Source organism: Desulfosediminicola sp. (genome assembly GCF_048381775.1).
Classification (GTDB): domain Bacteria; phylum Desulfobacterota; class Desulfobulbia; order Desulfobulbales; family Desulfocapsaceae; genus Desulfopila; species Desulfopila ganghwensis.
In genome coordinates this window covers 514,594-541,373 of sequence record NZ_JBLXGE010000002.1, presented here as the reverse complement: position 1 = coordinate 541,373, position 26,780 = coordinate 514,594, and the positions used below count along the sequence as shown (strand labels likewise).

The window sequence follows — 26,780 nt, the reverse complement described above, 5'->3', positions numbered from 1 at the left end:
GTGAATCCGAAGGTGAACCGCAGGGGGTATAAATAAGACCAGCAGCCCCGGTTATCTTCTGCTCTTTGACTGTTGTGCACCAGATGGGCAAACCATGACTGCAATTCAAGGCAATTCCGTAAGGATATCTAGAAACCTTCCTCACATATCGGGTACGATCCTTTCAGCAGCTCCGGGCCTGAGCTTAGAGCTTCGTCTGTAAACCGACATATTTTTGAACAGACGCATGTAAGAAGTTGGTCTCGACTGGTTTGGTGATATAGTCGTTCATGCCGGCTTGTATACACTTCTCTTTATCGCCGGCCATTGCAGTTGCTGTCATCGCAATAATCGGAATATTCGCCTTGCTCGCGATAGGGTTGGCGCGAAGTGTCCTGGTTACCTCTAAACCATTCATACCCGGCAACTGGATGTCGACAAACGCGATATCGTAATCCTTTTCCCGTAGCAGCTTTAAACCTTCCTCTCCGGTTCCTGCCTGGTCAGTTTTGCCTCCGATTTTCTCCAACATAGACGATATGACGATTCTGCTGACGAAATCATCTTCGATGATCAGGGCATTAAAAGAACCGATGTTTTTTGTCTGTTCCAGGGAATCAAGCAAAGAAACGTTATCAGCACTCTGCTCCTGAAGATAAAAAGGTAAGTTCAGGTAAAAGCTTGTTCCCACCCCTTCCTGGCTGGCAACGCAGATACCGCCCCCCATCAGGAGAACAAGCTGCTTGACAATAGCAAGGCCAAGCCCCGCTCCCTGTTGGACCGTTTTGCTCTTCATTTGGGTGAAAGGATTGAAAAGATTGGGGATATCATCTTCAGCGATCCCAATGCCGTTGTCAGAGACTGTGATCAGTAAGCAGACTTTCTTTGGGGTCCGATGTATCGTAGCGATTTCGGTGTGAATATCATCTGTCCGGCTGAACTTGATTGCGTTGCCGACAAGATTCATCAAGATCTGAGACAACCTGTTGTCATCTCCATACAGGGAGTCCGGAACGTTTGTATGCTGGGTAAATGACAGGGTGAGGTTCTTTTCCGAAGCCATCAAGGAAAACATGGTATCGATACCGCCCAGAACATCCCGGAGCCTGAACGGTTTCGGTTGAAGGGCCATTTTGCCGGCCTCTATTTTTGAGATATCAAGTATATCAGAAACCAGACCCGTCAGACGCCTGCAGGAGTTGATGCCCATTTCAACATATCCCCGCGCGCTCTCTTCCAGCGCCTCTGCCTGAAGCAGTTGCAGAGTCCCCCAGATTCCATTTATGGGTGTTCGCAGATCATGGCTCATATTGGCAAGGAAAATGGATTTGGTCTGATTCGCCGTCTCCGCCTGTCGTTGTGCGTCAAGTAATTCTGTCACGTCACCCATGGAGAACAGCACCCTCGACCAGCTGGCTTCGCTTCCGGGCACAATCGCTCCCCTGATCCGGGCTACGCGCCTGTTCCCCTTAAGTGTGCGAATGTTGTACAACTGCGACTCTGAATAACCGATACTGGCAAGTGCTGATACAGCCTCGATAAAAAGAGGAAGCGATTGTTTCTCTGTAAACACATATGAATACTCGTTGAGCAGCTGTTCCCTGGTATCTGCTTCAAAAAGCTTCAGGCTTGTGGAATTAATGTCGACTATTTTTACTGTTCGGGCCAATACCCGGGCGACCTCGACGTTTGACTTAAAATACGACTGAATGTCGGTAATCCCTGCTTCCGCCAGATTGTCGATATACTTTTTTACCTCTGTTAAGTCCTGTTCCCATACGGAGATAGGGGTGAATTCAAATATGCTCCTATATCTTTTTTCACTGTCAACCAGTGCCTGCTCTGCTTTCTTATGCGTAGTGATGTCACGGGCAAGCCCCAGCACAAATGTCTTTTCCCTGGTTGTGTAACTGCACAGGGCAACCTCTACCGGAAATGTTGTTCCATCTTTCTTTCTGTGCAGGCCGAGAGTCCTGTCCAGGCTCCCCTGGTTGATTTGATGGATAATATCCTTTATCTCTGCTTTTGAGGAAGCTACTTCAATCTGATCTGTGGTCATGGTCAGCAGCTCTTTTCTGCTGTAGCCGGTGGAGCTACATGCTTGCTGGTTGACCATGAGAATACGACCGGAAGTATCTGTGAGAAAAATCGAATCCTGTGCATGTTCCACAAGCAGGCGAAATTTTTCCTCACTATCTTTGAGGGATGTAATATCAACCAGGTATCCCTGGTAATGCGTTACCTCCTGCTGCTCGTTGCGTTGGATGGTGGTAAAATGTTCAACCCAAATTAACTGTCCATTTTTGGCCACAAGACAGTATGGGAGATGGCTGAATCGGTTGATTCCCTTGCGGGTATAGGACTGCACCTCCTCTTTTACCCTGTCGAGATGGGGCGGGTAAATCAGGTCCGCATAGGTGGTTTTATCGGACAGAAAATCATCAACCTCATATCCAAGCAACTCCTTGATATTGGGCGAGACATATTCTGTCGGCCAACCGTCCTTACTCTGCCATTTCATTACAACGACATTTCCGGTGACAAAGAGGTTTCGCTCTTGTTCTAATACCTCATTGACATTAACCAGTTCCCTGTTGAGTTGACGGAGCTTTTTTTCGGTCTTCTTTCTGGCAACAATCTCTTTTCGGAGTTGAATGTTGTTGTATGCCATTGTTGCTATTTCACTGGCCATGAACTCAAGAAGCAGTGCTGCAGCTTCAATCTTCTCCCTGGGGACAACTTTGACTTTCTGCAGTGCGGACCAGTAGGCTTCAGGATCAAGATCGAGTTCCCTGGCATAAGAGAGAGCCTCGTTCTTGGATGGGGGCGCATCAAAAACCTGCCCCATGACCAGAAAGCCCAGGGTATCGTTTCCGACGGTAATAGGAATTTTGCCGTCTAGCATGCCGGCATGGCATCGAAAGACATTTGTGTTTTTGCCATTGGCATCTTTCCGACTTTTAAGGACCAATTTCCGGCATCTGTGCAATCCCAGGGGGGTTGTCCGTATCATGTTCATGCAGACGGACTCGGGTTTACCCGCATAGGAGATGAGCTGGCCATCGGTGCTAAGATATGCATTGGCAAAGCCTGTCGCCTCGTAGAATCGCTGCTGTAACTGTCTGATTTTAGCTTCCCCTACCACTTCAAGCAGGCTGTCATTTCTTTTCGAGCAGTTACTATTAAACATATGTTTCCTCCTTCACAGAGAGAGTGCAGGTAGAACTCAAGGGAATCGGTGTCACTGGATTCTCGATACTTCGTCGGCAAGGCCTCCTGCTAAAGCAGCATGACAGGTGTGGTGGAGTGATAGCGGAAATGTGGGTGGGTTGCTCCTCTTAGTGGCTAAGTTGTGCAAGGAAAACAGTAGTAATCACTAGTAGCACCTGAATAAGAACCTAATATATCATAATTCTGCGATCCGCAGAACAGGGATATTCACCAGAGCAGGAGCTCAGGAACAGGTGGTTAATACATTTCACAAGTTTATCATGTGATTCTGAAGAGCTTTCAACATTGATATATAGAATTGGTCCCAATTCGTTGGACAGGCTCGGGGCATGATTAAGGTGGAATCTCTGTTGTTGGCCATGCCGCCATTGGCAGTTTCCCATCACAAAACGAATATGGTATCGGGTAATTATAAAAACGAAATTAGTATTTTAGCCCCTTTCTCAACTCTGAACCCGTTTCAAGTCTTTGCAAATATTTGCACTCCCAGTTCACCGAGCGCCAGAGTCGTTCTATGAAAACGTTATCCATCCAACGCCCTTTGCCATCCATAGAGATGCTGATGCCAGCTGTTTTTAGAGCATTGGTAAAATCAAAACAGGTAAATTGGATGCCCTAGTCAGTGTTGAAGATTTCGGGTACTCCATAAAGGTTGATGGTATCCTCCAGGGCAGCAACACAAAAGTCACAATCCATGATGTTTGAAAGCCACCAGGCTAGGACAGCCCGACTATGCCAATCTATAATGGCCACGAGATAAAGATGACCTCGTGGCATTGGAATATATGTAATGTCAGCACACCACACTTGATCTGACCGCTGCAATTTCCTGGAACTGTTCATCGCAAACAAGGAATCGTTTTACTATTGGTGAAGGTTGAGATATGGTTCCAGGATTTAATTGCGATTTTGTGGGCGCTTGCGATCAACATAAACCAGATTTTTGTACGTTTCTTTCTTTTATGCTTGCAGATCTTGTAAAACAGCTTGAAGATGGCCTCCCGGAAGTTCTTAAGATCTGGGTGCGGCAATATCTGCATACCTCCCACCTTGCCCTTCAAGACATCTCCCGGCACGAGGCGAACGCTCTCTTTCTACAGCTGATCAAAGTTGTTGGTACCAAGCTTTGCACCCTCGATGAAAGAGGGGGGGCTACCCGTTTCAGTGAGGCTGAGACAAGTGCCCTCGTGAAGAGCCTGACCGATATTACTGCAAAGGGAGCGGATGTAGTTCAAGTGGTTCACTGTATCAAGATGATGAGGGTTGCGTTGGAGCAATACACCCGGGGCGTTGCTGCATCAGAAAACCATAAGTCACTCATGCTCAACCTCCTGCACTGTGTGACCGATTGCCTCGAGATCACCATGATTACCAGGTGGCAGGCAGCAAAGAACAGGGACGAAGGAGCGATCGAACCGCAAATCGTTATTGGGCCGTCCACATACAAGTGCATTTTCGAGTCTACTTCCAATTTGGTTCTCATAACTGATGAGGCCGGGCTCATTCTGGAAGTGAACCCAATTGTACACATCGCTTTTTCCGGCGAACGATTGGCAGGCCGTTTTTGCGGCGAGCTGCTGCAGATAGAGGGCGAACTTGAGTCGATTCTCAGTATGTATCCACCCGATACGAATAATGAACTGACTATCGAAGTGGCCGGAATCAGGAAAACGTATAATCTGCAGATACGGCTGCTGTCCAGATTGTATCCGCTGGCACGGGGGTTCCTCTTTATCCTCAATGATATTACCTGTGCTGTCGATCACAGGCAGCTTCTGGAGCAAAGGGTCAAAGAGCGGACCCGTGCCCTCGCAAAGTCTGAAAAGCTGCTGGATTCAATTTTCCAGTCTGTGGGCAAAGGTATTCTTTTGCTTGATAGCGAACTGGAGGTCGTTCAGGCCAACCGGATGGCGAGTGAGATGTATGGGGTTCCGCTGGAAGTGCTCATTGGCAGCTACTACCAATCCTTTACCGATGAGCAGGGCTTTCTGGTTATGTCAAAGACATGTCGTGAGCTTGAAGAGGGGGAAGTACTCAGAGTTGAATCCCAGAGCCTGTATGTTGACGGCAGGAAGTTCCCGGCACTTATCACGGTTACCTCGATGACGCTCGACAACAGGACTTTCTGGCCGCTTATCGTCTCAGATATAACCCAGCAGAAAAAATTGGAAACACGGATTGTCGAGCAAAAGCAGCATGCTGAAGAGATGAATCTGACTCTCAGGAATGTGCTCAAGTCCATAGAGAAAGAGAAAAAGGAATTTGAGGAGAACCTTTCATTGCGAATTCGCAACTCATTGTTGCCAACTCTCTCGCGTATCAGGAACGAGCGTGATGACGAATGGCGTTCCGGCTATTTGTCGATGCTGGAGGAGCAGATGATTTCTCTTACCGAGGATTTTTCCCAGGCTCTCGATGGAGATCTCCTCAGGTTGAGTAAAACCGAGCTTCGCATCTGTCGCTTCGTCAAGGCGGGATTGACCGGCAAGGAGATCTGCGACACCCTGAATCTGTCATTCGAGACGATTCAGACGCACCGGAAGAACATTCGCAAAAAACTGGGATTGCGGGGAAAAGAAATTAATCTACACACTTTTTTGGCAGACAGGGGTCTGTAGTATGTATACGGGAATGGATGAAGTACAAGAGGGTGAGGCAGGTATTTCCTGGGCTGAAGAGTATGACGTGGTCGTCATTGGCTCCGGTTTTGCCGGTCTTGCGGCGGCACTGGAGGCGAGGCTCGGCGGCAGCAAGGTGATCGTTCTTGAAAAGATGCGTATACCCGGCGGGAACTCTGCGATCAGCGGTGGACTGTTTGCGGCGGCCGGATCACCACTCCAGCACAGAGACGGCATAGAAGACAGGCCGGAGCTGATGCTTGAGGATATGCTGAAAGCAGGAATGGAACTCAACCATCCGGAACTGGCCCATGTTGTTGCTTCAAACTCTTGGGAAACACTGAAGTGGACCATAGACTACCTTGGCGTTGCCTATAAAGATAACCTCAACCAGCTCGGCGGGCATTCGGTACCGAGAACGTATATCACCAAAACGGGTACGGGCTCCGGCATCATTCAACCGATGCTGGAAAAATGTCGGCACCTTGGTATAGAAGTGCGAATGAGGGCCCGGTTTTCCGAATTTGTGCAGGCTCCCGACGGCCGAGTCACCGGAGTAGCCATTCAGGCGGGGTATTATCATCCCAATGAAGAATCCGGTACATTGCAGTATATACGTGCCCGTCAAGGGGTGGTGCTTGCTACCGGTGGTTTTGGTGGCGATGTTTCCTTCAGGTCCATTCAAGATCCCAGGCTGACACACCTGGTCGATACAACCAATCACAGCGGTGCCACAGCCGAGGGATTGATCGCCGCCATGGGGATCGGCGGCTCTCCGCTGCAACTCTGCTGGATACAGCTCGGGCCGTGGGCTTCTTTTGATGAAAAGGGATGGGGAGTCGGCTCCATGTTCACCCTGCTGGCCGGTTTTCCCTACGGCATCATGGTGGATGCCAATACCGGAAAACGGTTTGTCAACGAGACGTCGGATAGACGACTCCGCACGGATGCGATGCTGATGAACGACCGCACGCCTGTTGCCATTGTCGACTCAGAAGGGGTAAGCCATGCAACGACTCTGGAGAAGTGCCTGAAGCGCGGTGTTGTTAAGGCGTTCAACTCGATTGAGGAACTCGCGACCTACAACATGATCCCTTTGGAAGCCCTGCGGGAAACGCTGGAGAGGTATAACCTTTATTTGCAGCATGGCAGGGATGCCGAGTTCGGCAAGCCTCTTCAGGCAGGGCTCAAGCCTATCGGAAAGCCGCCATATTATTCTATTCGCCTGCTCCCCAAAGTGCATTACTGCATGGGCGGGATCAAGATAGATACCCAATCCAGAGTTGTGCATATCAAAAGCGGTCGGCCTATAGAGGGGCTCTATGCTGCAGGCGAGGTAACCGGTGGAATCCACGGTGCCAGCCGGCTTGGGAGCAACTCTGTGGTTGAATGTCTTGTCTTCGGGCGAATAGCCGGCAAAAATGTTTGCCGGGAAATGCACTGAGAGCCTTTGCTGCTGGGTAAAAACAACAAATACAAACTATTATCGGGTATGTTTTTTTACCCGATAATACCCCGATACCTCCCCTACATTCATTACGTCAGGCGCGATACATTCACTCTCTACAGGTGATTTTCGGTCCGGGTTATGAAGGTCATTATAAGCCGGGCCGGGAAAATAATTACTTCATGGGAGGATAAGTATGGGCAAGACAAACGAATATCAACCAGATCGCAGAAAGTTTCTGGCCGGGATGGGGATGGTCGGGGCGGCAACTATTGCAGCCCCGGCACTGAAAGCCGTGGCCGCAGAGAGTTCCACTGTGTGGGCTGAAGAGCATGAAATTGTAATCATTGGTAGTGGCTTTGCCGGATTGGCAGCTGCCATAGAGGCCAGAAACCTCGGTGCAAAAGATGTTGTGGTGTATGACAAAATGCCATATTTCGGAGGCAACTCAACCTACAATGGCGGCCTTTTTGCCGTACCGGCTTCACCACTGCAGAAAAAAGAAGGAGTGCAGGATTCACCCGAGACCATGACGGCAGACCAGCTGAAGGCCGGGCGCGGTGTTGCTGACAAAGACCTCCTGCTGCATGTGGCCAAACATGCGGAAGAGGCTCTGCGGATGACCCTGGATGCGGGGAGCGAATATTTCCCCTATCTGCAGCAGCTTGGCGGTCACTCGGTCCCACGTACCTACCAGACAACCAGTGCCAGCGGTGCCGGTATCGTGCAGCCATTGGTTCAGCAGTGTAAGAAACTCGGGGTGCAGATGGTGACCCGGGCAAAATTCGATCACCTCATCCATGACGAAGAAGGCAGGGTGATTGGTGTACAAATCCTGAAGGGCCATTATTTCGGTCGGGACACGGAAGGCTCTCCGGTAAACATCAAGGCAAAGCGCGGCGTACTGATCGCAACCGGCGGGTTTGCGCGCAACGTTGGTCTCAGGCAGGCTCAGGATCCGACTCTGACCGCTGAGGTTCCTTCAACCAACCCGCCGAGTGCAACCGGTGAGGCCTTGCTGGAACTCTTCAAAGCGGGCGCGATACCAGTCCACATGGCCTATATCCAGACCGGCCCCTGGGCATCCCCCGATGAAGACGGCTTCGGCTATGTTTCCAACTATTCCATTTATAATTTTGCCCACTCCATCTCTGTCTTCACCAGGACGGGCAAGCGTTTCATGAACGAAATTGCAGACCGCAAGACCCGTTCAGATGCGCAACTGGCCTGCCGTGATGATGCTGGTAACCCGCTGCCGCCAATTACTATTACGAGCTATAAGCATGCCAAAGAGCACCCGACCATGAAAAAGGTGCTGAAATATGGTGTCGGCTGGAAATTTGACACTGTTGAGGAGCTGGCAGCGCACTTCAAGGTGCCGATCGAGCCCCTTAAAGCCCAGATCGAGGAGTACAACGGATACGTGAAGTCCGGCGTGGATGAGCAGTTCGGCAAACCGATGGAAAAAGCGAAAGGAAAATATATCGAAGCTCCTTTTGTCGTTATCCGCAACTGGCCGAAAGTGCACTATTGTCAGGGCGGTGCCAAGGTCGATGTCCTTGCCCGCGTGATCAGTTCTGATAACTGGAAGCCTATTCCGGGCTTGTATGCGGCGGGCGAGGTAACCGGTGGAATGCACGGTGTCAGCCGTCTTGGCAGTTGCTCGATACCTGACTGTATGGTCATGGGCATGACGGCGGCCAGAAGCATGATGAAAGCGTGATAGACGAAGACTGGGAGGTATTATGAAAACACGACTGAAGATTGTACTTATAGCGGCATGCGCTCTTTTTGTAGCCGGATCTGTTTTTGCCGGGGAGACCCTGAAGCAGTTTGGCGATACCAAGGGAAGAAGCTATCATGCTGATCTCTATGATGGAGAATCCTGTGATTCCTGTCATAACAACGCGAAGCCGGAGACTTTTCCTGCAGACTTTGCCTGTTTTGAGTGCCATGATGGTGATGAGCTGGTGGAGGCTACCGCCAGACCGGCAGACGAGAAATGGCAGAACCCGCATAACAACCTGCATTATGGCAAGGATGTCCCCTGTATGGAATGTCATGGTGAGCACCAGGAAAGTAAGCCTCTGTGTGCCGGCTGCCACTCATTTGAATACCCCAATTACAAACAGTAATAGCGGTTACAGTTGACATAGCCATTGAAAAACGGGCAGGTGAACAGGGAGAATGTTTGCCTGCCCGTTTTTCCTTTTTAAAAGAGGCGTCCCGTCACTGCTGCCCAAACGCGGAGGACGCTTCACTGTGCCGGCGGTCGGGGTCGGGCCTTGAATTTTCGTGTTGTCTGAAATCGTTTCCAATCAGGATGCATGCATAGCCAGATATCGATGTATAAAAGCCTGACTTATTCGGCAGTAAGAAAACAGTGTATCTAAAAAAGAATGGATACTTAGATTCGAGAGCTGATCACTCTTAACTCAGGACGCTTCCAGAAGCCCCGCAAAAGTATCGTGATGCTCTTCTTCATCGGCCAGTATCCTCCGAAACATATCGGCCGTGACCATATCTCCCTCTTCTTCGGCCTTGTCCGCTATGTCCCGGTAAAATTCAATGGCATCCGCTTCAAGATCCCGATTGATGGTGAGCATCTCCTCCAGGTTTTCCCCAATTGTAATCGGGGTGGGTTTTGTTGTTGGCATGCCCCCCAGATAAACGAGTCGCTCTGCGATTTCTTCGGCATGTTTCATCTCGACTATCGAGATTTTCTTGATTTCACCTTTCACCGCAAAGCCCTGTAAGCCTGTCATCAGCACATGCTGCCATATGTACGAAATTGAGACGGAAATTTCGCGGGCGATAGCATCATTCAACATATCCTTGAGTTCTTGGGAAACGGTCGGCGGTGCACTCATTTGAACATCCTCCAGGTTAGGGTTGTTGATATGACTGTAGCACAAAAAAAATGGTACAAGAAAGAGGTGTGGTCTATTTTATCTGGTTGCAGCCATTTCCTCAGCAAGACGCTTGGCACGCTCGTCGGCAGGCGAGGTCTTACCGGCTAAAAGACTGTAAGCCACAGGGACTACAAAAAGGGTGAAAATGGTGGCGGTCAACACCCCTGCCAGAACAACAATACCTATTACCATGCGGGTTTCCGCACCGGCACCGCTGGAGAGGATCAGGGGTAATGCGCCTGCGGCAGTGGTAATCCCCGTCATGACGATGGGGCGCAATCGCACCTCGGCAGCTTGCAGAATGGCACGATAAAATGAATAGCCGCTGGCGCGGAGCTGATTAATGAACTCCACAATCAGGATACCGTTTTTGGCAGCCAGCCCGATAAGCATGACCAGCCCGATCTGGCTGTAGAGATTAAGAGTCGAGCCAGTAAGGTACAGTCCAAGTAAGCCCCCCGCCATGGCCAACGGCACGGTAAACATAATGACCAATGGATGAATGAAGCTTTCAAACTGAGCGGCCAGCACAAGAAAGACAACCACCAGACCAAGGAGAAAGACAAAGACAATCGACTGGGATGAGCTTTTATAATCTTTTGAGATTCCTTTGTAATCGATCAGCACTTTTTCCGGCAGCTTTTCACGCACAAGGTTTTCCAGAAAATCCAGGGCATCCCCGAGAACCAGGCCGTCAGCCAGATTGGCCTCCAGGGTAATGGCCCGCACCCTGTTATAACGGTTGAGGGTGTTGGAATCGGCAAACTCCCTGAGTGACACCATGTTTGAGAGAGGGATAAGCTGTCCGGTTCGCTGTGAGCGAACGTATACCGATTCAAGATCTGCGGGTGTTCGCTGCCTGTCACGTTCCCCCTCGACAATCACATCGTACTCCTCCCCTTCCTCGATATAGGTCGTTACCCTACGCGAGCCGAACAGGGTTTCAAGGGTTCTGCCGATAGAGGCCACTGTGACACCTAACTCTGCCGCTCTGTCGTAGTCAATGTCGATCTGGAGCTGGGGTTTTGTTTCCTTGTAATCATAGTCAAGGCCTATCAGCCCAGGATTATTGACCGATATTTCAGAGAGCAGGATGTCGCGCCATTCTGCCAGTTCCTGGTAGGTTCCTCCGCCTATCACGAACTGCAATGGTTTTTGAATTGAGGCGCCGAACCCCTGGCGCATCACAGGAAAGGCGCGTACCCCCGGTAACCCGGCCAGCAAACCACGCACTTCATCCATTATCTCCCACGCTGACCGCCGTTCGCTCCAAAGATTCAGCACTATGATAACAATGCCGGTATTGAAATTTGCGAAACTGGAAAACGATCGTGGAGTACGCACAAGCAGCCGGGTTGCCTCGTTCTTGTCCACGAGCGGCATAAGTCGTCGCTCGATCTCATCCATGTATTCCTTCATGTAGGCGTAGGTCGCACCTTCCGGGCCGTTGACGATTATAAAGAACGCTCCGCGATCTTCTTTCGGGGCATATTCAGTCGGAATGTTGATGAACAGCCAATATGTACCAGCTATCAAGGCTGCAAAGAGCGTGAGGATGATGCCGGGTCGCTTCAACGACAGCTTCAGTACCCTGCGGTAGGTTCTTCGTATCCATCTGTAAAATCGATCGATATACGGTTTTCTGGCGTCATCTGTTCTCTTCTTTTTGAGCAAAATCGAGGCAAGCATGGGCGAAAAACTCAAGGCAACAACGCTCGAAAAAGCAACAGCCGCAGCCATGGTCAGGGCAAATTCAGAAAAGAGCCTGCCCACATCACCCTCCAGAAATGCAATGGGCACAAAGACTGCGATCAGCACCAGAGTGGTTGCTACGACCGCAAAACCAACCTGGCGTGTCCCCTTATATGCTGCAACAAGCGGTGTCTCATCATATTCATCTATCCGCCTGTGAATATTCTCCAATACTACAATCCCATCATCCACCAGCAGGCCGATGGCCAGCACCAGTGCCAGCAATGTCAGCAGGTTTATCGAAAAGCCGAAAACGCTGAGAGCGATAAAAGAGGAAATGATTGATACAGGAACCGTCACGGCAGGGACAATGGTTGCCCTCCAGCTGCCCAGAAAAAGAAAAATGACAAGGAAAACAAGGCCGATTGCAATCAGCAGGGTTTTGTAAACCTCAGCGATGGCATCTTCAACAAAAACCGAAGTATCATAACTCTGCAGTATTACCATCCCCTCCGGCAGGGCGGAATTGATCCGTTCGGTTTCAGCCTTAGCCGCACGGGCCACATCTATGGTATTCGCCGTTGACTGCTTGATGATACCAAGACCAATCATCGCCTCGCCATTGCCCCTGAAAAAAGTACGATCCTCGACAGTACCCCGTTCTACACGGGCAATATCGGTAAGACGCACAATATATCCATCTTCCCCCCGCGTAACCGCTAATCGCTCGAAATCCGCGGCGCCCTGGAAGGTGCGATTGACTCGGACAGTCAGGCTGCGTTCGACCGATTCGATTGCCCCTGCGGGCAGTTCAAGGTTTTCCTGGCGCAAAGCCTGCTCAACGTCACTTACGGTAATTTCCCGCGCCGCCATAGCGTTTCGATTTAACCAGATACGCATGGCAAAACTCTGGCCACCACCAAGTCGCACCCTTGAGACGCCATCGAGTACCGAAAACCTGTCCACCAGATAGCGGTCCGCATAGTCAGTGAGCTCAGGGACGGATAACCGGTCGCTGGTGAGGTTCAGCCACATGATGACATCATCATTCGAATCAACTTTTTCTATTTCCGGCGGGTCGGCTTCATCGGGCAGGTCGTCGATTATACCTGATACCCTGTCCCTTATGTCGTTAGCGGCATCATCAACATCTCGTGCAGTGGTAAACTCCACGGTTACCCTCGACGCGCCGTCCTCACTGCTCGACGAAATCGAAAAAATTCCCTCTACCCCGGCAATCCGTTCCTCTATCAGTTCAGTTATCTGCGTTTCTACAACGTTGGCAGAGGCTCCCGGGTACAGTGTTTCAACAGTTACTACAGCCGGGTCGATATCAGGATATTCACGAAGAGGGAGGCTGGTGAATGCAACAAGGCCGAAAACCATGAGAAGTAATGAGAGCACGGTTGCGAATACCGGGCGTTTGACGGAAATGTCTGAGAGTATCATTGCTGGCCTCAATCCTCTCCGCTTGAGAGTAACTGTTCCAGCGATTCACTCCCTTTTTCTGTGGTTATAACGGAGACGGGTTGATCGGGTTGTACCTTGATTGTGCCATGGGTGATGACAAATTCACCCTCCCGCACACCTTCCACAACCTCGACCTCTCCCTGCCTGCGAAGGCCAGTCTGAATCTGGCGGTGTTCCGCTCGAGGGGACTCCTGTGAAGGGTCCACCACGTAGACGAAGTTTTTCCCTCCCACAGGAACCAGGGCTTCTTCGGGCACAACCAGGGCAGATCGGGGATTTTTCAGCAGGATAACATTCATCAGTAGCCCTGGTTTCAAAAGCTCTTCCGGATTAGGGATAAGGGCGCGAACGCTTATTGATCTGGTCGAGCTGTCAATTCGGCTATCAATGCTGCTGACCTTGCCGGTGAAGATCTTGTCGGAAAATGCTGCCGCTTTCGCCTCTATCGGAAGCCCCTGATATAACGAAGCGAGGTAAATGGATGGTACTGTAAAGTCCAGCTTCATTACGCTGTCGTCATCCAGGGTAGTTATCATGTCGCCCGGCTCAATTAAAGCGCCGACGCTAATATTTCTCAAGCCTACCACCCCTGAAAACGGCGCAAGAATCAGCCTGTCCTGAAGTCTCGACTCAATTGCCCGCAATCTCGCCTGGGCCGTGCCAAGTTCCCGTTGCTGTTCATCGAGTTCAGATGTAGATGTAACCCCCTTGCCGACCAGTGTACTCAGCCGATCATACTGCTTTTGAGCCTCTGCCACCCTCGACTGTTCCTCTGCAAGAAGGGCGTGCTCTTCCTGACTGGTCATTTCAACAAGCACATCACCCTTGTTCACCCTCTGCCCATCCTCAAAATGCAGGACCGTGATGGTGTCCGTCACCGCTGCGGTGATTTGCACAGATTCATTGGCTCGTAATGTGCCCAGTGCCTCTATTTTATCCCCGAACTCTTTTGCTACAACTTCACTGATAATCACCTGTACCGGTGGTTTTGCGAGCGCAGAATTTATTATAAACAGTGCAACCGTGATCGTACAAAAAAAGAAAAGTGAGAGAGGGCGATTCATAGGAGGATTACCTCAAGGTGGACGAACTCCGGATGAAGGAATGAAACATTTGACCACCTGCAGGAAAATCATCCACTTTTGGGCTGAGAACGAAAACGACTTCTCGCAGGTCTTGAGAAAGTATAACTCAAAAAGGTGAAGTCAATCTAGTCAGGGCGTGGGAGCAGCGGTTATACAATGAGATTTTTCAGGCAAGTCGATGGTGGGCTTCAGCGAGTCCGCGTTAATGGCTTAAAATGATAGGTGTTATAATTTTCGATCTATTTTTTCAACTGAGGCGCTGAGTTTTTGATAGAGCCCAAGTGCAACAATCAGAACCGCTGCCGACAATATTAACGCGGCAGGATAGAGCAAAAGTTTTAAATCATTTGTGCCGGCCTTGAAAATGAAAACCAGCCCTTCAATGCTTACTGCGATGGTGATAATTACAATAATTTTGGTAATTGTCTTTCTCGCTTCAACCGGATCTCTAAGTTCCTTGTTCTTGAATACTTCTTCTTCAATCATATAACCGGCAACATCCAGGATAGCAGCGGATATAATTATAGCACCTACGGCCTGAAGAATTGCAGGTATAAAAGTATCATCGAACTTTATGCCGGAGTACACCTCATAAATAGAGAACGACATGATTATTAAGGAAAGAACCACCAATATGAGAGCGGCAACCAGATGCACACCTGTCAGTATCCTTTCAATAACATATTTCATGTTTTCGAGGCCTTGTGGCTGAATTCAGATAATAAGTGCAACACTCCTCCCTCCAAGGCCCCCAAGGGTTAAGGGCTAGGGACTCTTTTATGATGTTAGGGGTTGCCGAATAGCTCCTGGTCCCTGACGCTCTTTATGTAAAATTATACAGAAAGATAGAGGGCTGGGCAACATGGCAGCAATGGAGTATGGCCTTCAATTGAGGTGTCGGTCCTGCCATGACATTGAATAATGGTACGTACACCCAGGCTAGTATAAGTGAAGAAGGCTAAATTGTATTTGTATACCCAGCAGATACGCAACTCAAGGGTTGCCCATCTCTTTTTCCGGGCTAAATCATCGGCGCATTTCACAAATGGAACGTGTTCTGCACTAATACTCTTAAAAAGCATTCCAGTCGCAATTACCCCTAGTGTCTTCGGGCGATTCGTTAAAAGTTTAACAGTATAAAATCCTGATTATACAGTCTCTCTGACCATACAGGGAGGCAGGAAGAACCCACTACGATTCGCATGTTGTTCCTTTACAGAGCTGACAACCTTGGCGGAGCCAGCAGGTATTACGATGAAAGGATCAAACAATAATTGACCTGAAAGCCGAGCCTGTTTTGCTGAACCTGAAAAATCAAATAGTTAGAGAGGATTTCGAAATGTTGAAAATTGTCCCGTTGTTTGCAGTGATTGCTGCATTTTTTGTATCTCCAGTAGCAGCAGAGGAACTTACCTGGCGTAAGGATGTTCAACCAATGCTGGAGCAGCGCTGCCTCGATTGTCATGGTAGTGACACTCCGGAGTACAACGATTGGAGGCTGTTAGGAGATAAGAGGAAAGAGGTTGGTTCCCGGATGGATACCTACCCTCATTTCATGAGTTACGTGGTTTGGCCGGCAACAGGTGCGATGATACGCCGTTTGGACGATCAGAAGCCGGGGAACATGTGTGAATACCTCGGTGACGATGATGCAGAGCGCCTGAAAAATCTCAAAATGCTCAGGGACTGGCTCGGCGAGGGCGCCTGGAACCTCAATCGCTGGCAGGAGCGGGATGGTGTGCCGGGAATTACCAAGGAACAGCTGGAGATGATTAAGGCGAAGTATTGATCATCCGCAACAATGTGACCGATATGGTCAGGTCTTGAATGAGCGCGGTTTGTTAAACAGATCGAAATGTACCCAGGCCTGCAATATTCGATAGTGAGTAAAAGCGTATCTGCAGACAGGGGACAGGAAAAATCGAGGATCAATAGATTTTCACAATAAACATCAAATGATTATTGACGATCTGGTTGATGAAAATTGCACGTTCAGCCTGGCCATTCTCTTTGATGCTGATCTTTCCAAGATACCCTTCGAAGTCATTGGTTTTTCGCAATGACCTGTTGATGCAGTCTCTATCCGAACTGTTGTCACAGCGATCTATCGCCGCCATCAGAAGAGCTATTCCCTCAGAACCGAGGAGGGTAAAGGTTGTTCCCAACTCTTTGAAGTCCTTTTGGTAAATTCGATATATTTCTTTACCAAAAGCGGTTTTAGTCACCCCGGTTGTGTAGAGGTCGGTGGCGAGCATCCCTTCAACCACCGCGATCTGTTCATCATATTGCAGGATAAATTGACTCAGTAAACCGTCAGTTGCCATCACTTTCGGATGCCATGAGGTTTTTCTTATTTCAAGGCCAATTCCCAGGATTTGCTCAACGGTCAGCGGCGTATAGAGAAATGTTATGCCCTGGTCCTTAAGTCTCTCAAGGCTATCGATATGCGCTGTGCTGCCCTGGCCAAACTCGACCAATTCCACTGTACCGCCTACCTCTGTAAAGGTATGGGTGAAGGTGTCTGCCAGAAAGGCCGAATAGGGCTGGGACACGTCCTTGAACACTGCTACATGCTCAATGAGCAGTTCGTCAATGACGTAAAGTGCAGCGACCGTACCCTGAATTGAGTCATTGAAAGTCAGCTGACTGATATAATCGCTGTTCGTAATATCAGGATGAGTCGCATTGAGGGCTAAAATAGGCGTTTTGTAAACAGCGGCGTCCTCTTTTAACCTGAGTACTGTTTCACTGTCTGACATGATCAAAACAGCGGATACCTGATCGGTAACAGCAAGTTTTCGAAGAGCTGCTACGGCCAGTTGCGGACTATTCCGGTCATCCTCGACAATGAGCTCAACTCTGTCGCCGTTCATTAAATACGGCTTAATCTGCAACGCTATCTGGCTGCCAAGCAGGCCACTTTTCCCCCACATCTCGTCCGAACCGCTCATTGGACCGATAAATCCGATCTTAATAGTATTTCCGCTTACCTTAAACGACTGCTGATTCTCGCAGGCCACAAATACAGTAGCCAGTATGCCAGAAAGGAGAACTAATAGGATATGCTTCATTCCGGATGACCACGCAGTTAAGGGATATATGTGACCTTGGCCCTGATCACGAGATTATCTGAGAAGTTACGTTTTACTTTGCGCTTGAATTCATTCAGATCGCTGCGATTGAGTTGCTCCCTGACCTGGAGGTCAACGGTCAGTACCTTTACCCGATGAAATGTATGAAGCTCGGCTGTGTCGACGATCAGGTATTTCCCGTTCACCAGGAAGCGCTCATACTGCCAGCTTTTCTCAAACCGTGCTCGCTCAACTATTCCCTGAAAGGACAGAAAAAGCGGTATGAAAATAGCCAATAAAAAGAGGCTGACAACACTCAGTCTGCGTTTATCGCGAACCGCCGGGGAAAAACCAAGAACCCTGAAAGTAAAGGTCGCTGCCAGGACGATACCAATCAAGTTGGTTGAGAACAGTAAAAATGCCTGGCTGAAAAATGAAATATCGAATCGGCCAAGACCGATTCCGGCAACAGCCAGAGGGGGAACCAAAGCAACAGCGATGGCAACCCCGGCCAGGCTTTGCAGGATTTCCTTGAAAGATTTGGTATAGGCGCCGGCGATTCCAGCCACAATTGCCACGACAAGATCGAGTACCGTCGGATTGAGCCTGCCCTGCATTTCCAGAGTAAATGGCTGATATGGAGAAATAACTGTAATGGTAGCGGAGGTGGCAAGCGCAAGTATGATCCCCACCATAATTTTTTTGAAAGATTGTCTGTACATGCTACGATCATTGCGCAACAGCCCCATAGCCATTGCAATTATCGGAGCCATGAGCGGGGCGAGCAGCATAGCTCCGATGATGACAGAGGCGCTGTTCAGAAATAGGCCAACAGTGGCAATAATCGTTGAAAGCACCATTAACAGGATATATTTCGAATCAAGCAGGGCATCATCTCTGAGAGCGGTAAATAAATCCTTGAACCTTTGTTCAGATGCATATGTGAAGAATGGTAATCTTTTGCCCCCGGCTCTATTCAGCTCTTTGCCGGTTGGCAGGGACGCGGTTAAAACCTTTTCCTGGCAACGTGATTCACCGTCTTGCGTGCTTTTTTTGGGCAGCCCGTGGTTGATCTTTAACGCCTGTCGAGCAATGCTGAGATATACCGGTGTTGTTGTCACACCTTCACCGTCAATGGAAACGGTTAAAGGATCTTCTGAATCAACTGCTATTTGCGAACTTTTGACCAAACCGATTGAGTTGGGCATTAGGCTGGAATTGGGACCGGAAACAAGTTGGGCCCAAATCAGGCGTAAATAGTCAATGACAGAGAATGGCGCGACCAGGACGAGTGAAATCATACCGTCACGGTTCGAGCAATCATCGCTGATGCTTTTTGGGAGCAGGCCGCTCTCTGCCTCTTCAAGAATCACACAGCCGCTTGCCGCTGTTGTGATTTGTGTTTTTCTTTTATCGGCTGTGCTGATCGTTATAGGGTGCAGCTGCAGTGAAAACACTCTCTTGAGTGCGTCCCAGACAACCTGGATTTTGCTTGAATCCATATGGCTGTCAAATAGAGGGAGTCTGCCGAACACCCCTTTGAACAGCAGGATATGGTTATTGCAGCGGACAATGTCGATCTGGTCATGTTCCGACTTGAGGGCTATGTCGATCCGGTCTTGCGTGTTTTTCGGCAGACCATAGCACTGTACCAGAGCCTTCTGATCGTCAAGTGGCAAAATCCCGAGGCTTGCACCATGTTCAACGGCAATTTCGATCACCTGCTTTATGCTCGAGAGTTCTGCCGCTACGACGATATGTTGTGTTGACCGCAGATAAGCTTCGGGATTTTTGCTGAATGTATCCATGGGCAATGAGGTAACAACAGTGCCCGAGCTGTTCCTGGCCAGTCTGTCATGATAGCCTTTACCCGCTTCCGAATAGACAAAAAGATCTGAATCAACACGGTTACCCATAGACGCAAACCCTGTCTTTTGCTTTCAGAGACCTTATTAGCTCCTGCTCTCTGCGTACGAACTGCTCTTAACAATATTATAATGAAAGCCCTGTCTGTTTTGCAGCAAAAGCTCAGTTAGTATTGCAAATAGCACAATTCAAGATGCCTTGCATCGTAGAGCAGGGGGGCTCACCTGGCACATGGATGTTCAACCAATGCTGGAGCAACGCTGCCTCGATTGTCATGGTAGTGACACTCCGGAGTACAAAGATGGGAGACTGGCAGGGGATAGGAGGAGAGAGCTCGGTTCCTGGATGGATACCTTCATTTCATGAGCTACGTGGTATGGCCGGCAACAGGCGGGATGTTGCACCGTTTAGACAATCAGGAGCCGGGGGACATGTATGAATATCTTGGTGACGATGATGAAGAGCGCCAGCAACATCTCAAAATGCTCAGGGACTGGCTCGGCGAGGGTGCCTGGGACTTCAATCGTGTCAAAGTCCCTGAAAGTTAACATGAAATTTGAGGTGCGTTGAGCGTGTTTTCCCTGATTTATCAGGTCTCACCCCAACTTTTTGGCTATATAGACCCCATAGCTGTAATACCCCTTATATTTCTCATAAAGAGCGATTTCCTTTCTCTCTGCCTCAACTATTGCCTGGGCACTTTCGCTGTTTGCGTTACGCCTCAGGAATTCGGCAAAACTGTCCTGCAAGGGACCGTAATAATTTTGAAACCAACAATGCTCGGGTAAGAAGAAATAGGCAACCGGAGAATAGCCGGCATCCTCCAGAACCTTAATCTTGGCCGAGGCTGTATCCACCTCAGCATACTCAGTGTTCCAATGTTCCTGGATTTCATTTGGTCGATCACCGGTTATCCAGGTAAGCTCAGATGCCACCAGTATCCCCTCCGGCTTGAGGAAACGACGCCACTCATTAACTCCTTTCTCGAAACCAATGTTGTATATTGCCCCTTCCGACCAGATTACATCAAGCTCATCATCCTCAAATTGCAGATTTTCCATTGGACCGACCACGGCGGTTATTTTGTCACCTAGACCTTCTTTTTCTGAATCTGCGATAAGCTTCTTGATAAACTCAGGCAGAAAATCCACCGCGGTGATTTCCGCATTGAGCCGGCGTGCAAGATCGAGAGTAGAAGCACCAGTACCGCAGCCGATATCAGCAATTTTGAGTGGTGCGGAGGGATCGAGCATGGCCAGATCAATTGCCATTTTCGTTGCAGCGCTTCCCCCCGGTCCCTGACGTTTTTGCCGTAAATGCAGGTCAGCTAAAAGCTGGAAATCTTCCATTTTTTCCTCCACGTAGTGTCAAAGTATCTATCAGAGTATTTATTGCATCATTTATCGCAGTATTCGTCGAAGTCCAGTTAGGCTGAGCCTTAAAGAGCCGGGCTACATATACAATTACGGTAAGTTGTAAAGGTGGTTTTGCAATAAGCCAAAAAAATCGTAAAAGAAATCTCGAACTGTTTCGAAGAGGCAGGAACTGCCCTGACAGGTTACTGTTATATTGAAAAACACATAGGCTTGCGTTATTCGACAGTAAGCAAAATAATATCTGCGAATAGCGAAAAGTCTCAATCCAAGACCTGGCCCCGTTTCACAATCTCAAATCTGGTACCAGATGATTATCAGCGCAAGCCGTAGAACGGATATCCCCGCCTTTTATTCCCAATGGCTTATCAACAGAATCGCAGCAGGCTATTGCGCGGTGCCCAACCCGTTCAACCGAAAGCAAATTTCGTATATCTCGCTATCGCCCGAAGATGTAGACGCGATAGTATTCTGGACCCGTAACCCCAAACCACTTCTGGCCCATTTGCAAGAGCTGGATGGGAGGGGCTTGAACTACTATTTCCTGTTTACTCTGGTGAACAATCCAGGGGAGATAGACCCCTATTCTCCAGAAGTTGACAAGGCGCTGGCTGTTTTTCAAGAGCTTGCCGACAAGATAGGCCCTGAGCGGGTGATCTGGCGTTATGATCCGATCATCCTGGGCAATATTACCCCGGCTTCTTACCACCTCGACAATTTCGGCAGAATTGCCGGGAAACTTGCCGGGTATACCAAACGTTGTTTTATCAGCTTCGTCGATTTCTACCGGAAGGCATCGCGGCGTATTGATGAACTCAAACAAAAAAACATAACAGTGAATCACTCAGGCAATATCAGGTTTAGGGATGTTGAACCCCTCGTTGCTGAGTTGATGCGAATGGCCGGATCGCACGACATAAGGCTGCTGAGTTGTGCTGAAAAGATGAACCTGGAATCTTTGGGGGTATCTCCCGGTAAATGTATTGATGATGACCTGATACGAAAGGTCTTCAAGGTTGATGTCTCTGCCAGAAAAGATCCATCTCAGCGCAAGGAATGCGGTTGCGCGGTAAGTCGTGACATCGGTATGTACGACTCCTGCCTATTCGGTTGCAGTTATTGCTATGCGACCAGCAGCTTCAACGTTGCCCAACGAAATTACTCCGAACATGATCCCACGTCCCCCTCGCTTCTTGGCAGGTATGATGCCAAGCCATCTGTGAAAAAGGTGAAAACAGATAAAGCCTGTACAGTTGCATCAAAACAGCTCAAGCTCTTTTAGCTATCACCACAGCAGTGTTATTTTTGGGCGGGCTATGCCGAATGATTCTGTCTCATGATTATATGTTTGTCGTATAACAAAGCATAATATCTGATTTTTCTGTTTGCATTCCTATTTTGTGGTAGATTCTAAAAACTATCATTCCATTGTTTTTTGGTTTTGGTTTGTTGTGAAGATGTCGTGTTATCAATTTTGCTTGTGCTGTGTGCCGGCCGGAAACCCTTTTCAGGGGTGCTTGAAATGAATACAGAAACCAGAACTGATCCAGCGTATACAGAACCGTTGTTTGCCTGGTTCGGGGCGACTTTTGCCGACCCGCAAATCGAAAAGGACTATGCGGCCAGCATCCGAACCGAACGTTTGAGAGCTCTTCGTTTTTTCGCAATTCTGGGCGGTTTGCTCTTTTGGGCCACTATTGTTGCTGATTATCTTTATCTGGGTGTTTGTGCTGAATTCTATCAGCTTGCGGTCCTTCGCCTAATTGCGGGTGGGGTGAGTTTGGCTGCCGCATTGTTCACCCCTTTCCTGCAATCAGACAGGTTGATTGACATAACAATGCTCATCGCTGCTCTTGCTGTATCGGCAGTAATTTGCCTGGTGCCGTATTACAGAATAGAGGAGGCACAAATTCATCAACTGATCACCGTGATAATGGTGGTCATTTTCTACTGTTTTTTCCCGCTCCGCCTGAACTATCAACTTTTCCTCGGTCTATTCCTGACATTCTTCCTGCTGGGAGTGATGGCGGTCGCTATTCAATCGAAACCTTTTGATATCACCGGAGTGGCGATTTTTATTTCACTCGCCAATGGCGTCGGCTTTTTTACAACACGAAAGACCCAACGATTATCACGCATGAACTTCTGGAAAGTGGTGTTGCTCAACAGGGAGATTGCTCAGAATAAAAAAATATCTGATCAATTACAGCTAGTTAACAAAGAAGCGGAACGCTCCAGCCAGCAATTGCGAGATGCGGTAGACAATATCTCTGAAGGTTTTGTGCTGTTCGATAAAGATCAGAGGCTTCTTTTATGCAATGAGAATTTTAAGAAAAACTATCGTTTTACAGATTTGGAGGCGGAACGGGGAACACCCCGCTCGGCGTTACTGCAAATAGGGCGCACCAGGAATGCTGTTTCTACGGATACACCGCAAAGAGATATAGAGATGTTATATGCCAGGGCTGCTTCCAGTTATCCGATCGATATTGATGCTAAATTAAAACTCTATGACGGAAGGTGGTTGCAGATTCGTGAGCGGCGAACTGCGGCAGGCAATATTGTGGGTATCCACTCCGATATCACCAAAATGCAGACTGCCCTGGAAGAGATCAAGACTTTGAAAGGCATTCTGCCCATCTGCACCAACTGCAAAAAGATCAGGGACGACAGCGGTTACTGGGAAATGCTTGAGGCGTATCTGCAAAGACATTCAGATGTGTCGTTCAGCCATGGAATCTGCCCGGTCTGCATAGAAGAACTGTATGGTAGAGAAGAGTGGTACAAGATGGATAAGAATTGATAGCGCCAGACTTGAAAAGGTGAGGAGTGAGGTCTGAGGCGTGGCAGATTGGCAAATGTTTGTCCGGGGGAGACAGTTCTATGGCTTGCTGCTTTATTCAATTCATAACGACAAAATGCTCGTGAGAGATCCGGGCTAACCTCATTCAGATCCCGGGATGTTGATTCGCCTGATTAAGAAGGGAGACCACGAAAAAACAAGGGGGCAGTCGTGTTGTCCAGTCACCGCGCTTTGACAGGCAGCTGCCTGCTCAGCGCTCCCCACCCGTTATCCACTTTCCGCAAAACGCTGAGCCTGTTTTCAAATTACCATCCTTGGGGTAAGAAAAATCGATAAAAATATAGCAACCATGGTTGGTTTTCCAGTACCTTTCGGGACCTGTCTTTAAAGAACGGTCTGCACTAGCTGGTGGTCCGGCCTGTTGGTAAAGGGTGTAGTTGACTGCAGCCAGGGTTTGGGAAGAATGTCGTGATTGGCCGGAATTGCTCATGAAAGGTCAGCTTATGCGCCTTATCTGCCTTGGTCTTGTGTTGCGAAAACAGTCTGCTATGATTTGTCGCAGAAAACTTCGAAGCGAATCCTGCCTGAACCGATGAGAAGTTCAGGGTAGGTGTAAATACGTATAAATCACATAATTTGGGGTGTTGCCAATAATGAATCAGATTAAGCAGTTGTGTACCAGGGGAGAGGGTGAGGCAACAGTGTTGCAGGGTAATATTGCTTTTGCAGTGGGTTGTGTGCGTAGCGGTATTCATGCTGTTGACGGTTATCCTGGAACACCGAGCACCGAGGTTATCGACAAGGGCTTGAATCATGTACAGGATATGATCACCGTCGGCTGGTCGGTCAACGAGGCGGCCGCAGTGGCTATGGGCCATGGCCATTCGCTGGCGGGTAATGACTGTGTAGTCACCATGAAGATCCCAGGACTTTTCCAGGGCGGTGATCCATTTGCAAGCTCCGCATTTTTCAACGAAAAGCGAGGGGCCCTGGTTTATTATCTGGCCTCTGATTTCACCCCGAGTTCCACCCAGCATCTGGTTGACCCGCGGCCATTTATCAAAAGCTGCTTTGTGCCGGTGTACGAGCCGAGAAATCACCAGGAGCTGCATGGCGCGGCGGAACTGGCGGCGGATGTCGGACGTGCTTTCCATACCCCGGTGGTGATCATGACCAGCGGCACTCTCTGTCATAGTGAGGGGTTGGTGCGTCTCTCTGAGCTGAAAAAACGCGACAGAGTTGAAATCGAGGTGCCCCTCAAGACTTTCAACACCTTACCGGTAACAGCCAGAAAGGATTACGACAAGGTGCTCGGCGAGCGCATGCCTGCGCTGGTGGAGATGGTGGAGAACAGCCCGCTTAACACCTGGGACAAGGGCAACGGTAAGATCGGCATCATCACCTATGGCGTCAGCGATATGATGGTGCGTGAGGTACAGAACTCCCTGGGCGAGCAGTTTGATATCCTTTCCCTCGGTTTCACCTTTCCTTTGCCGATGAAGCTGATCAATGAGTTCTGCCAGTCCATCGACGGACCGGTATATGTGATTGAGGATGGCTATCGCTATCTGCAGGATGAGCTGGAGCGCAAAGGCCTGGAGGTAACAGGTAAGGCTGAATATGACACTCTCACCGAGTGGAACCCGGAAATGATCGCGAGAAAACTTGGCTTCGGGATTGCCACGGCTACACCTCCTGCGGCCCAGCCGTTGATGCGTCCGCCGATGATCTGTGGTGGTTGTCCGTACCGTCTCTTCGGGGAAGAGGTGCGGCTGATGAAAAAGCGCAAGAAACTCGAGACGGTTTTTGGTGATATCGGCTGCAATACCCTGCTCTATTTTATGGATGCGGTGGATACCAACCTCTGTATGGGAGCATCGGAGGCGAATCGTGCCGGTTATGTGCTCTCCAATCCGGGAAAAGTCGGCAAATGTATCTCTCTTCTCGGTGACGGTACCGAGACGCACTCCGGTATGGATGCCACCAGAAATACCCTCTTTCGGAAGATCCCGGGGGTAAAAGTTATTCTAGATAATAACTGGACGGCCATGACCGGTGGCCAACCTGGTCCGACATCGCCGACCAACTTTGCCGGTGAGGAAAATATATTTAATCTGCAATCATCACTTGCTGCCCATGGCGCGGAGATAGTCGTGGTGAACGGCTATGACCGCAAGGCGATCAAGAAGGCGTTGACCGAAGTGCTGCAGCAGGCTGAAAAGGGTAGCTTTACCACCCTGGTGGTTACCGGAACCTGTATTCGCCGGATGCCGAAAGCTTCTTTTAACACCAAAATGATGGTGGATGAGGAAAAGTGTAAACGGTGCGGCCTCTGCCAGGTCTGTCCCGGTATTCAGGCGGATGAAGATGGCCTGCCATCGTACAATAACATTTGCTCCGGATGCGTAAGCCAGGGCTCGGCCTGTGCCCAGATGTGCCCGGTAGGGGCGCTTGCCCCGGCCGAAGCGGTACAAAGCGCTGGGCAGGGTAAGGTTGATCTTGCTGAACCACCCCAAAACATAGTGCTTCCGAATGCTAAAGATCTGACCCTGCCGGAGAAGCTGGCAGTTGCCATTCGCGGTGTGGGCGGTCAGGGAAACCTTTTCTTTGGCCGTGTATTGACCCAACTCGCTTTCCTGGCCGGTTATGGAGACACCAATATCGTGAAAGGTGAGACCCATGGTATGGCCCAGATGGGTGGGCCGGTAATCTCGACTTTCAGCTGCGGTAAGGCTTGCTCGCCAAACCTCCTGCCAGGTACTGCGGACTGTCTGGTCTCCATGGAGATGAGCGAGGTGTTGCGACCGGGCTTTCTCTCCATGCTTGAGCCTGGAGGTACCGTTCTGCTTGCCGGAACCAGGGTCTTCCCGTATGGCGTGGATGAATCGAGCTATCCAGCTTACGAATCTATTCTTGAGTCACTTTCAGGTTATACTGTGTTTGAGGTGGATGTGCTGGGAGAGGCTCTGGCCCTGGGTGATGAGAGCGGTCGCAGTGCCAATGTAGTGATGATGGGTGCGCTTTCCGCGACTTCGGCCTTTGCCGATTTCCCGGCGGAACTCTGGTATCAGGCGTTGCAGAACGTCAGCCCGAAACCGGCTATCTGGGCAGCAAACTACGCTGCCTTCGAAGCGGGTCGTGAGTTGATGGCTCAGGTGATTGTCGCGAAAAATTAGCAACTGACAACACGGTGACTCTGGATGATATGTCATCCAGAGTTTTTGTTAAGCCGG

The 26,780-nt window shown here is 49.5% G+C and carries 16 protein-coding genes and 2 pseudogenes; 9 read left to right on the top strand and 9 right to left on the bottom strand.

Annotated elements, in window-relative coordinates; genetic code table 11:
• Nucleotides 1–184: 184 nt before the first annotated feature.
• Together ACN5NT_RS05285 and ACN5NT_RS05280 are read right to left on the bottom strand one after the other, a co-directional pair.
• The gene (locus ACN5NT_RS05285) at nucleotides 185–3,169 is read right to left on the bottom strand and encodes a PAS domain S-box protein (protein WP_419174732.1); all 2,985 of its coding nucleotides are present in this window, start codon (nucleotides 3,167–3,169) and stop codon (nucleotides 185–187) included.
• A 473-nt stretch (nucleotides 3,170–3,642) separates the two neighbouring features.
• Nucleotides 3,643–4,035 (bottom strand): annotated as a pseudogene (locus tag ACN5NT_RS05280) (transposase); the annotation flags it as partial.
• 137 nt (nucleotides 4,036–4,172) lie between these two features.
• On the opposite strand from ACN5NT_RS05280, the gene ACN5NT_RS05275 reads away from it, so the two are divergent.
• From ACN5NT_RS05275 to ACN5NT_RS05260, 4 genes are all read left to right on the top strand, one after another.
• The gene (locus ACN5NT_RS05275; RefSeq protein ID WP_419174731.1) at nucleotides 4,173–5,828 is read left to right on the top strand and encodes a PAS domain S-box protein; all 1,656 of its coding nucleotides are present in this window, start codon (nucleotides 4,173–4,175) and stop codon (nucleotides 5,826–5,828) included.
• Between the two features lies 1 nt (nucleotide 5,829).
• Complete coding sequence (locus ACN5NT_RS05270; RefSeq protein ID WP_419174730.1) at nucleotides 5,830–7,272, top strand: flavocytochrome c; 1,443 nt, start codon at nucleotides 5,830–5,832, stop codon at nucleotides 7,270–7,272.
• Between the two features lie 199 nt (nucleotides 7,273–7,471).
• Nucleotides 7,472–8,998, top strand: coding sequence for a flavocytochrome c (locus ACN5NT_RS05265; protein WP_419174729.1), 1,527 nt, complete (start codon nucleotides 7,472–7,474; stop codon nucleotides 8,996–8,998).
• A gap of 22 nt (nucleotides 8,999–9,020) precedes the next feature.
• The gene (locus ACN5NT_RS05260) at nucleotides 9,021–9,410 is read left to right on the top strand and encodes a cytochrome c3 family protein (protein ID WP_136795520.1); all 390 of its coding nucleotides are present in this window, start codon (nucleotides 9,021–9,023) and stop codon (nucleotides 9,408–9,410) included.
• A 300-nt stretch (nucleotides 9,411–9,710) separates the two neighbouring features.
• Here the strand turns inward: ACN5NT_RS05260 and ACN5NT_RS05255 are convergent, their stop codons facing one another.
• The 4 genes from ACN5NT_RS05255 to ACN5NT_RS05240 form a co-directional block, all read right to left on the bottom strand.
• Nucleotides 9,711–10,145, bottom strand: a complete 435-nt coding sequence (locus tag ACN5NT_RS05255) for a ferritin-like domain-containing protein (protein WP_136795519.1) — start codon at nucleotides 10,143–10,145, stop codon at nucleotides 9,711–9,713.
• 78 nt (nucleotides 10,146–10,223) lie between these two features.
• Nucleotides 10,224–13,328, bottom strand: coding sequence for an efflux RND transporter permease subunit (locus ACN5NT_RS05250; RefSeq protein WP_419174728.1), 3,105 nt, complete (start codon nucleotides 13,326–13,328; stop codon nucleotides 10,224–10,226).
• 8 nt (nucleotides 13,329–13,336) lie between these two features.
• Nucleotides 13,337–14,413 (bottom strand): efflux RND transporter periplasmic adaptor subunit, encoded by a 1,077-nt coding sequence (locus ACN5NT_RS05245; protein ID WP_419174727.1) that lies wholly within the window; start codon nucleotides 14,411–14,413, stop codon nucleotides 13,337–13,339.
• 246 nt (nucleotides 14,414–14,659) lie between these two features.
• Nucleotides 14,660–15,124: a hypothetical protein gene (locus ACN5NT_RS05240; RefSeq protein WP_419174726.1), complete on the bottom strand. Its 465-nt coding sequence runs from the start codon at nucleotides 15,122–15,124 to the stop codon at nucleotides 14,660–14,662.
• A 649-nt stretch (nucleotides 15,125–15,773) separates the two neighbouring features.
• Between ACN5NT_RS05240 and ACN5NT_RS05235 the strand changes: the two genes are divergently transcribed.
• Nucleotides 15,774–16,223, top strand: a complete 450-nt coding sequence (locus ACN5NT_RS05235; RefSeq protein WP_419174725.1) for a cytochrome C — start codon at nucleotides 15,774–15,776, stop codon at nucleotides 16,221–16,223.
• Between the two features lie 139 nt (nucleotides 16,224–16,362).
• Here the strand turns inward: ACN5NT_RS05235 and ACN5NT_RS05230 are convergent, their stop codons facing one another.
• Both ACN5NT_RS05230 and ACN5NT_RS05225 read right to left on the bottom strand, forming a co-directional pair.
• Nucleotides 16,363–17,505, bottom strand: coding sequence for an ABC transporter substrate-binding protein (locus ACN5NT_RS05230; RefSeq protein WP_419174724.1), 1,143 nt, complete (start codon nucleotides 17,503–17,505; stop codon nucleotides 16,363–16,365).
• A 17-nt stretch (nucleotides 17,506–17,522) separates the two neighbouring features.
• Nucleotides 17,523–19,421, bottom strand: a complete 1,899-nt coding sequence (locus tag ACN5NT_RS05225; protein WP_419174723.1) for a TIGR00341 family protein — start codon at nucleotides 19,419–19,421, stop codon at nucleotides 17,523–17,525.
• A 181-nt stretch (nucleotides 19,422–19,602) separates the two neighbouring features.
• Between ACN5NT_RS05225 and ACN5NT_RS05220 the strand changes: the two are divergent.
• Nucleotides 19,603–19,919: pseudogene (locus ACN5NT_RS05220) on the top strand (hypothetical protein).
• A gap of 48 nt (nucleotides 19,920–19,967) precedes the next feature.
• Here the strand turns inward: ACN5NT_RS05220 and ACN5NT_RS05215 are convergent.
• Entirely contained in the window at nucleotides 19,968–20,720 is a 753-nt protein-coding gene (locus tag ACN5NT_RS05215) for a class I SAM-dependent methyltransferase (RefSeq protein WP_136795515.1), read from the bottom strand.
• Between the two features lie 334 nt (nucleotides 20,721–21,054).
• On the opposite strand from ACN5NT_RS05215, the gene ACN5NT_RS05210 reads away from it, so the two are divergent.
• From ACN5NT_RS05210 to ACN5NT_RS05200, 3 genes are all read left to right on the top strand, one after another.
• Nucleotides 21,055–22,026, top strand: coding sequence for a DUF1848 domain-containing protein (locus ACN5NT_RS05210; RefSeq protein WP_419174722.1), 972 nt, complete (start codon nucleotides 21,055–21,057; stop codon nucleotides 22,024–22,026).
• A 240-nt stretch (nucleotides 22,027–22,266) separates the two neighbouring features.
• Complete coding sequence (locus ACN5NT_RS05205; protein ID WP_419174721.1) at nucleotides 22,267–23,547, top strand: PAS-domain containing protein; 1,281 nt, start codon at nucleotides 22,267–22,269, stop codon at nucleotides 23,545–23,547.
• A 653-nt stretch (nucleotides 23,548–24,200) separates the two neighbouring features.
• A complete protein-coding gene (locus ACN5NT_RS05200) occupies nucleotides 24,201–26,723 on the top strand; it encodes a 2-oxoacid:acceptor oxidoreductase family protein (RefSeq protein WP_419174720.1) in 2,523 nt (840 codons plus the stop codon).
• Nucleotides 26,724–26,780: the final 57 nt, after the last annotated feature.

What these genes read in the sequence shown, in the direction of transcription:
- ACN5NT_RS05285 (WP_419174732.1), bottom strand. Translation starts at nt 3,169, where the DNA reads ATGTTTAATAGTAACTGCTCGAAAAGAAATGACAGCCTGCTTGAAGTG.
- ACN5NT_RS05275 (WP_419174731.1), top strand. Translation starts at nt 4,173, where the DNA reads ATGCTTGCAGATCTTGTAAAACAGCTTGAAGATGGCCTCCCGGAAGTT.
- ACN5NT_RS05270 (WP_419174730.1), top strand. Translation starts at nt 5,830, where the DNA reads ATGTATACGGGAATGGATGAAGTACAAGAGGGTGAGGCAGGTATTTCC.
- ACN5NT_RS05265 (WP_419174729.1), top strand. Translation starts at nt 7,472, where the DNA reads ATGGGCAAGACAAACGAATATCAACCAGATCGCAGAAAGTTTCTGGCC.
- ACN5NT_RS05260 (WP_136795520.1), top strand. Translation starts at nt 9,021, where the DNA reads ATGAAAACACGACTGAAGATTGTACTTATAGCGGCATGCGCTCTTTTT.
- ACN5NT_RS05255 (WP_136795519.1), bottom strand. Translation starts at nt 10,145, where the DNA reads ATGAGTGCACCGCCGACCGTTTCCCAAGAACTCAAGGATATGTTGAAT.
- ACN5NT_RS05250 (WP_419174728.1), bottom strand. Translation starts at nt 13,328, where the DNA reads ATGATACTCTCAGACATTTCCGTCAAACGCCCGGTATTCGCAACCGTG.
- ACN5NT_RS05245 (WP_419174727.1), bottom strand. Translation starts at nt 14,413, where the DNA reads ATGAATCGCCCTCTCTCACTTTTCTTTTTTTGTACGATCACGGTTGCA.
- ACN5NT_RS05240 (WP_419174726.1), bottom strand. Translation starts at nt 15,124, where the DNA reads ATGAAATATGTTATTGAAAGGATACTGACAGGTGTGCATCTGGTTGCC.
- ACN5NT_RS05235 (WP_419174725.1), top strand. Translation starts at nt 15,774, where the DNA reads ATGTTGAAAATTGTCCCGTTGTTTGCAGTGATTGCTGCATTTTTTGTA.
- ACN5NT_RS05230 (WP_419174724.1), bottom strand. Translation starts at nt 17,505, where the DNA reads ATGAAGCATATCCTATTAGTTCTCCTTTCTGGCATACTGGCTACTGTA.
- ACN5NT_RS05225 (WP_419174723.1), bottom strand. Translation starts at nt 19,421, where the DNA reads ATGGGTAACCGTGTTGATTCAGATCTTTTTGTCTATTCGGAAGCGGGT.
- ACN5NT_RS05215 (WP_136795515.1), bottom strand. Translation starts at nt 20,720, where the DNA reads ATGGAAGATTTCCAGCTTTTAGCTGACCTGCATTTACGGCAAAAACGT.
- ACN5NT_RS05210 (WP_419174722.1), top strand. Translation starts at nt 21,055, where the DNA reads ATGATTATCAGCGCAAGCCGTAGAACGGATATCCCCGCCTTTTATTCC.
- ACN5NT_RS05205 (WP_419174721.1), top strand. Translation starts at nt 22,267, where the DNA reads ATGAATACAGAAACCAGAACTGATCCAGCGTATACAGAACCGTTGTTT.
- ACN5NT_RS05200 (WP_419174720.1), top strand. Translation starts at nt 24,201, where the DNA reads ATGAATCAGATTAAGCAGTTGTGTACCAGGGGAGAGGGTGAGGCAACA.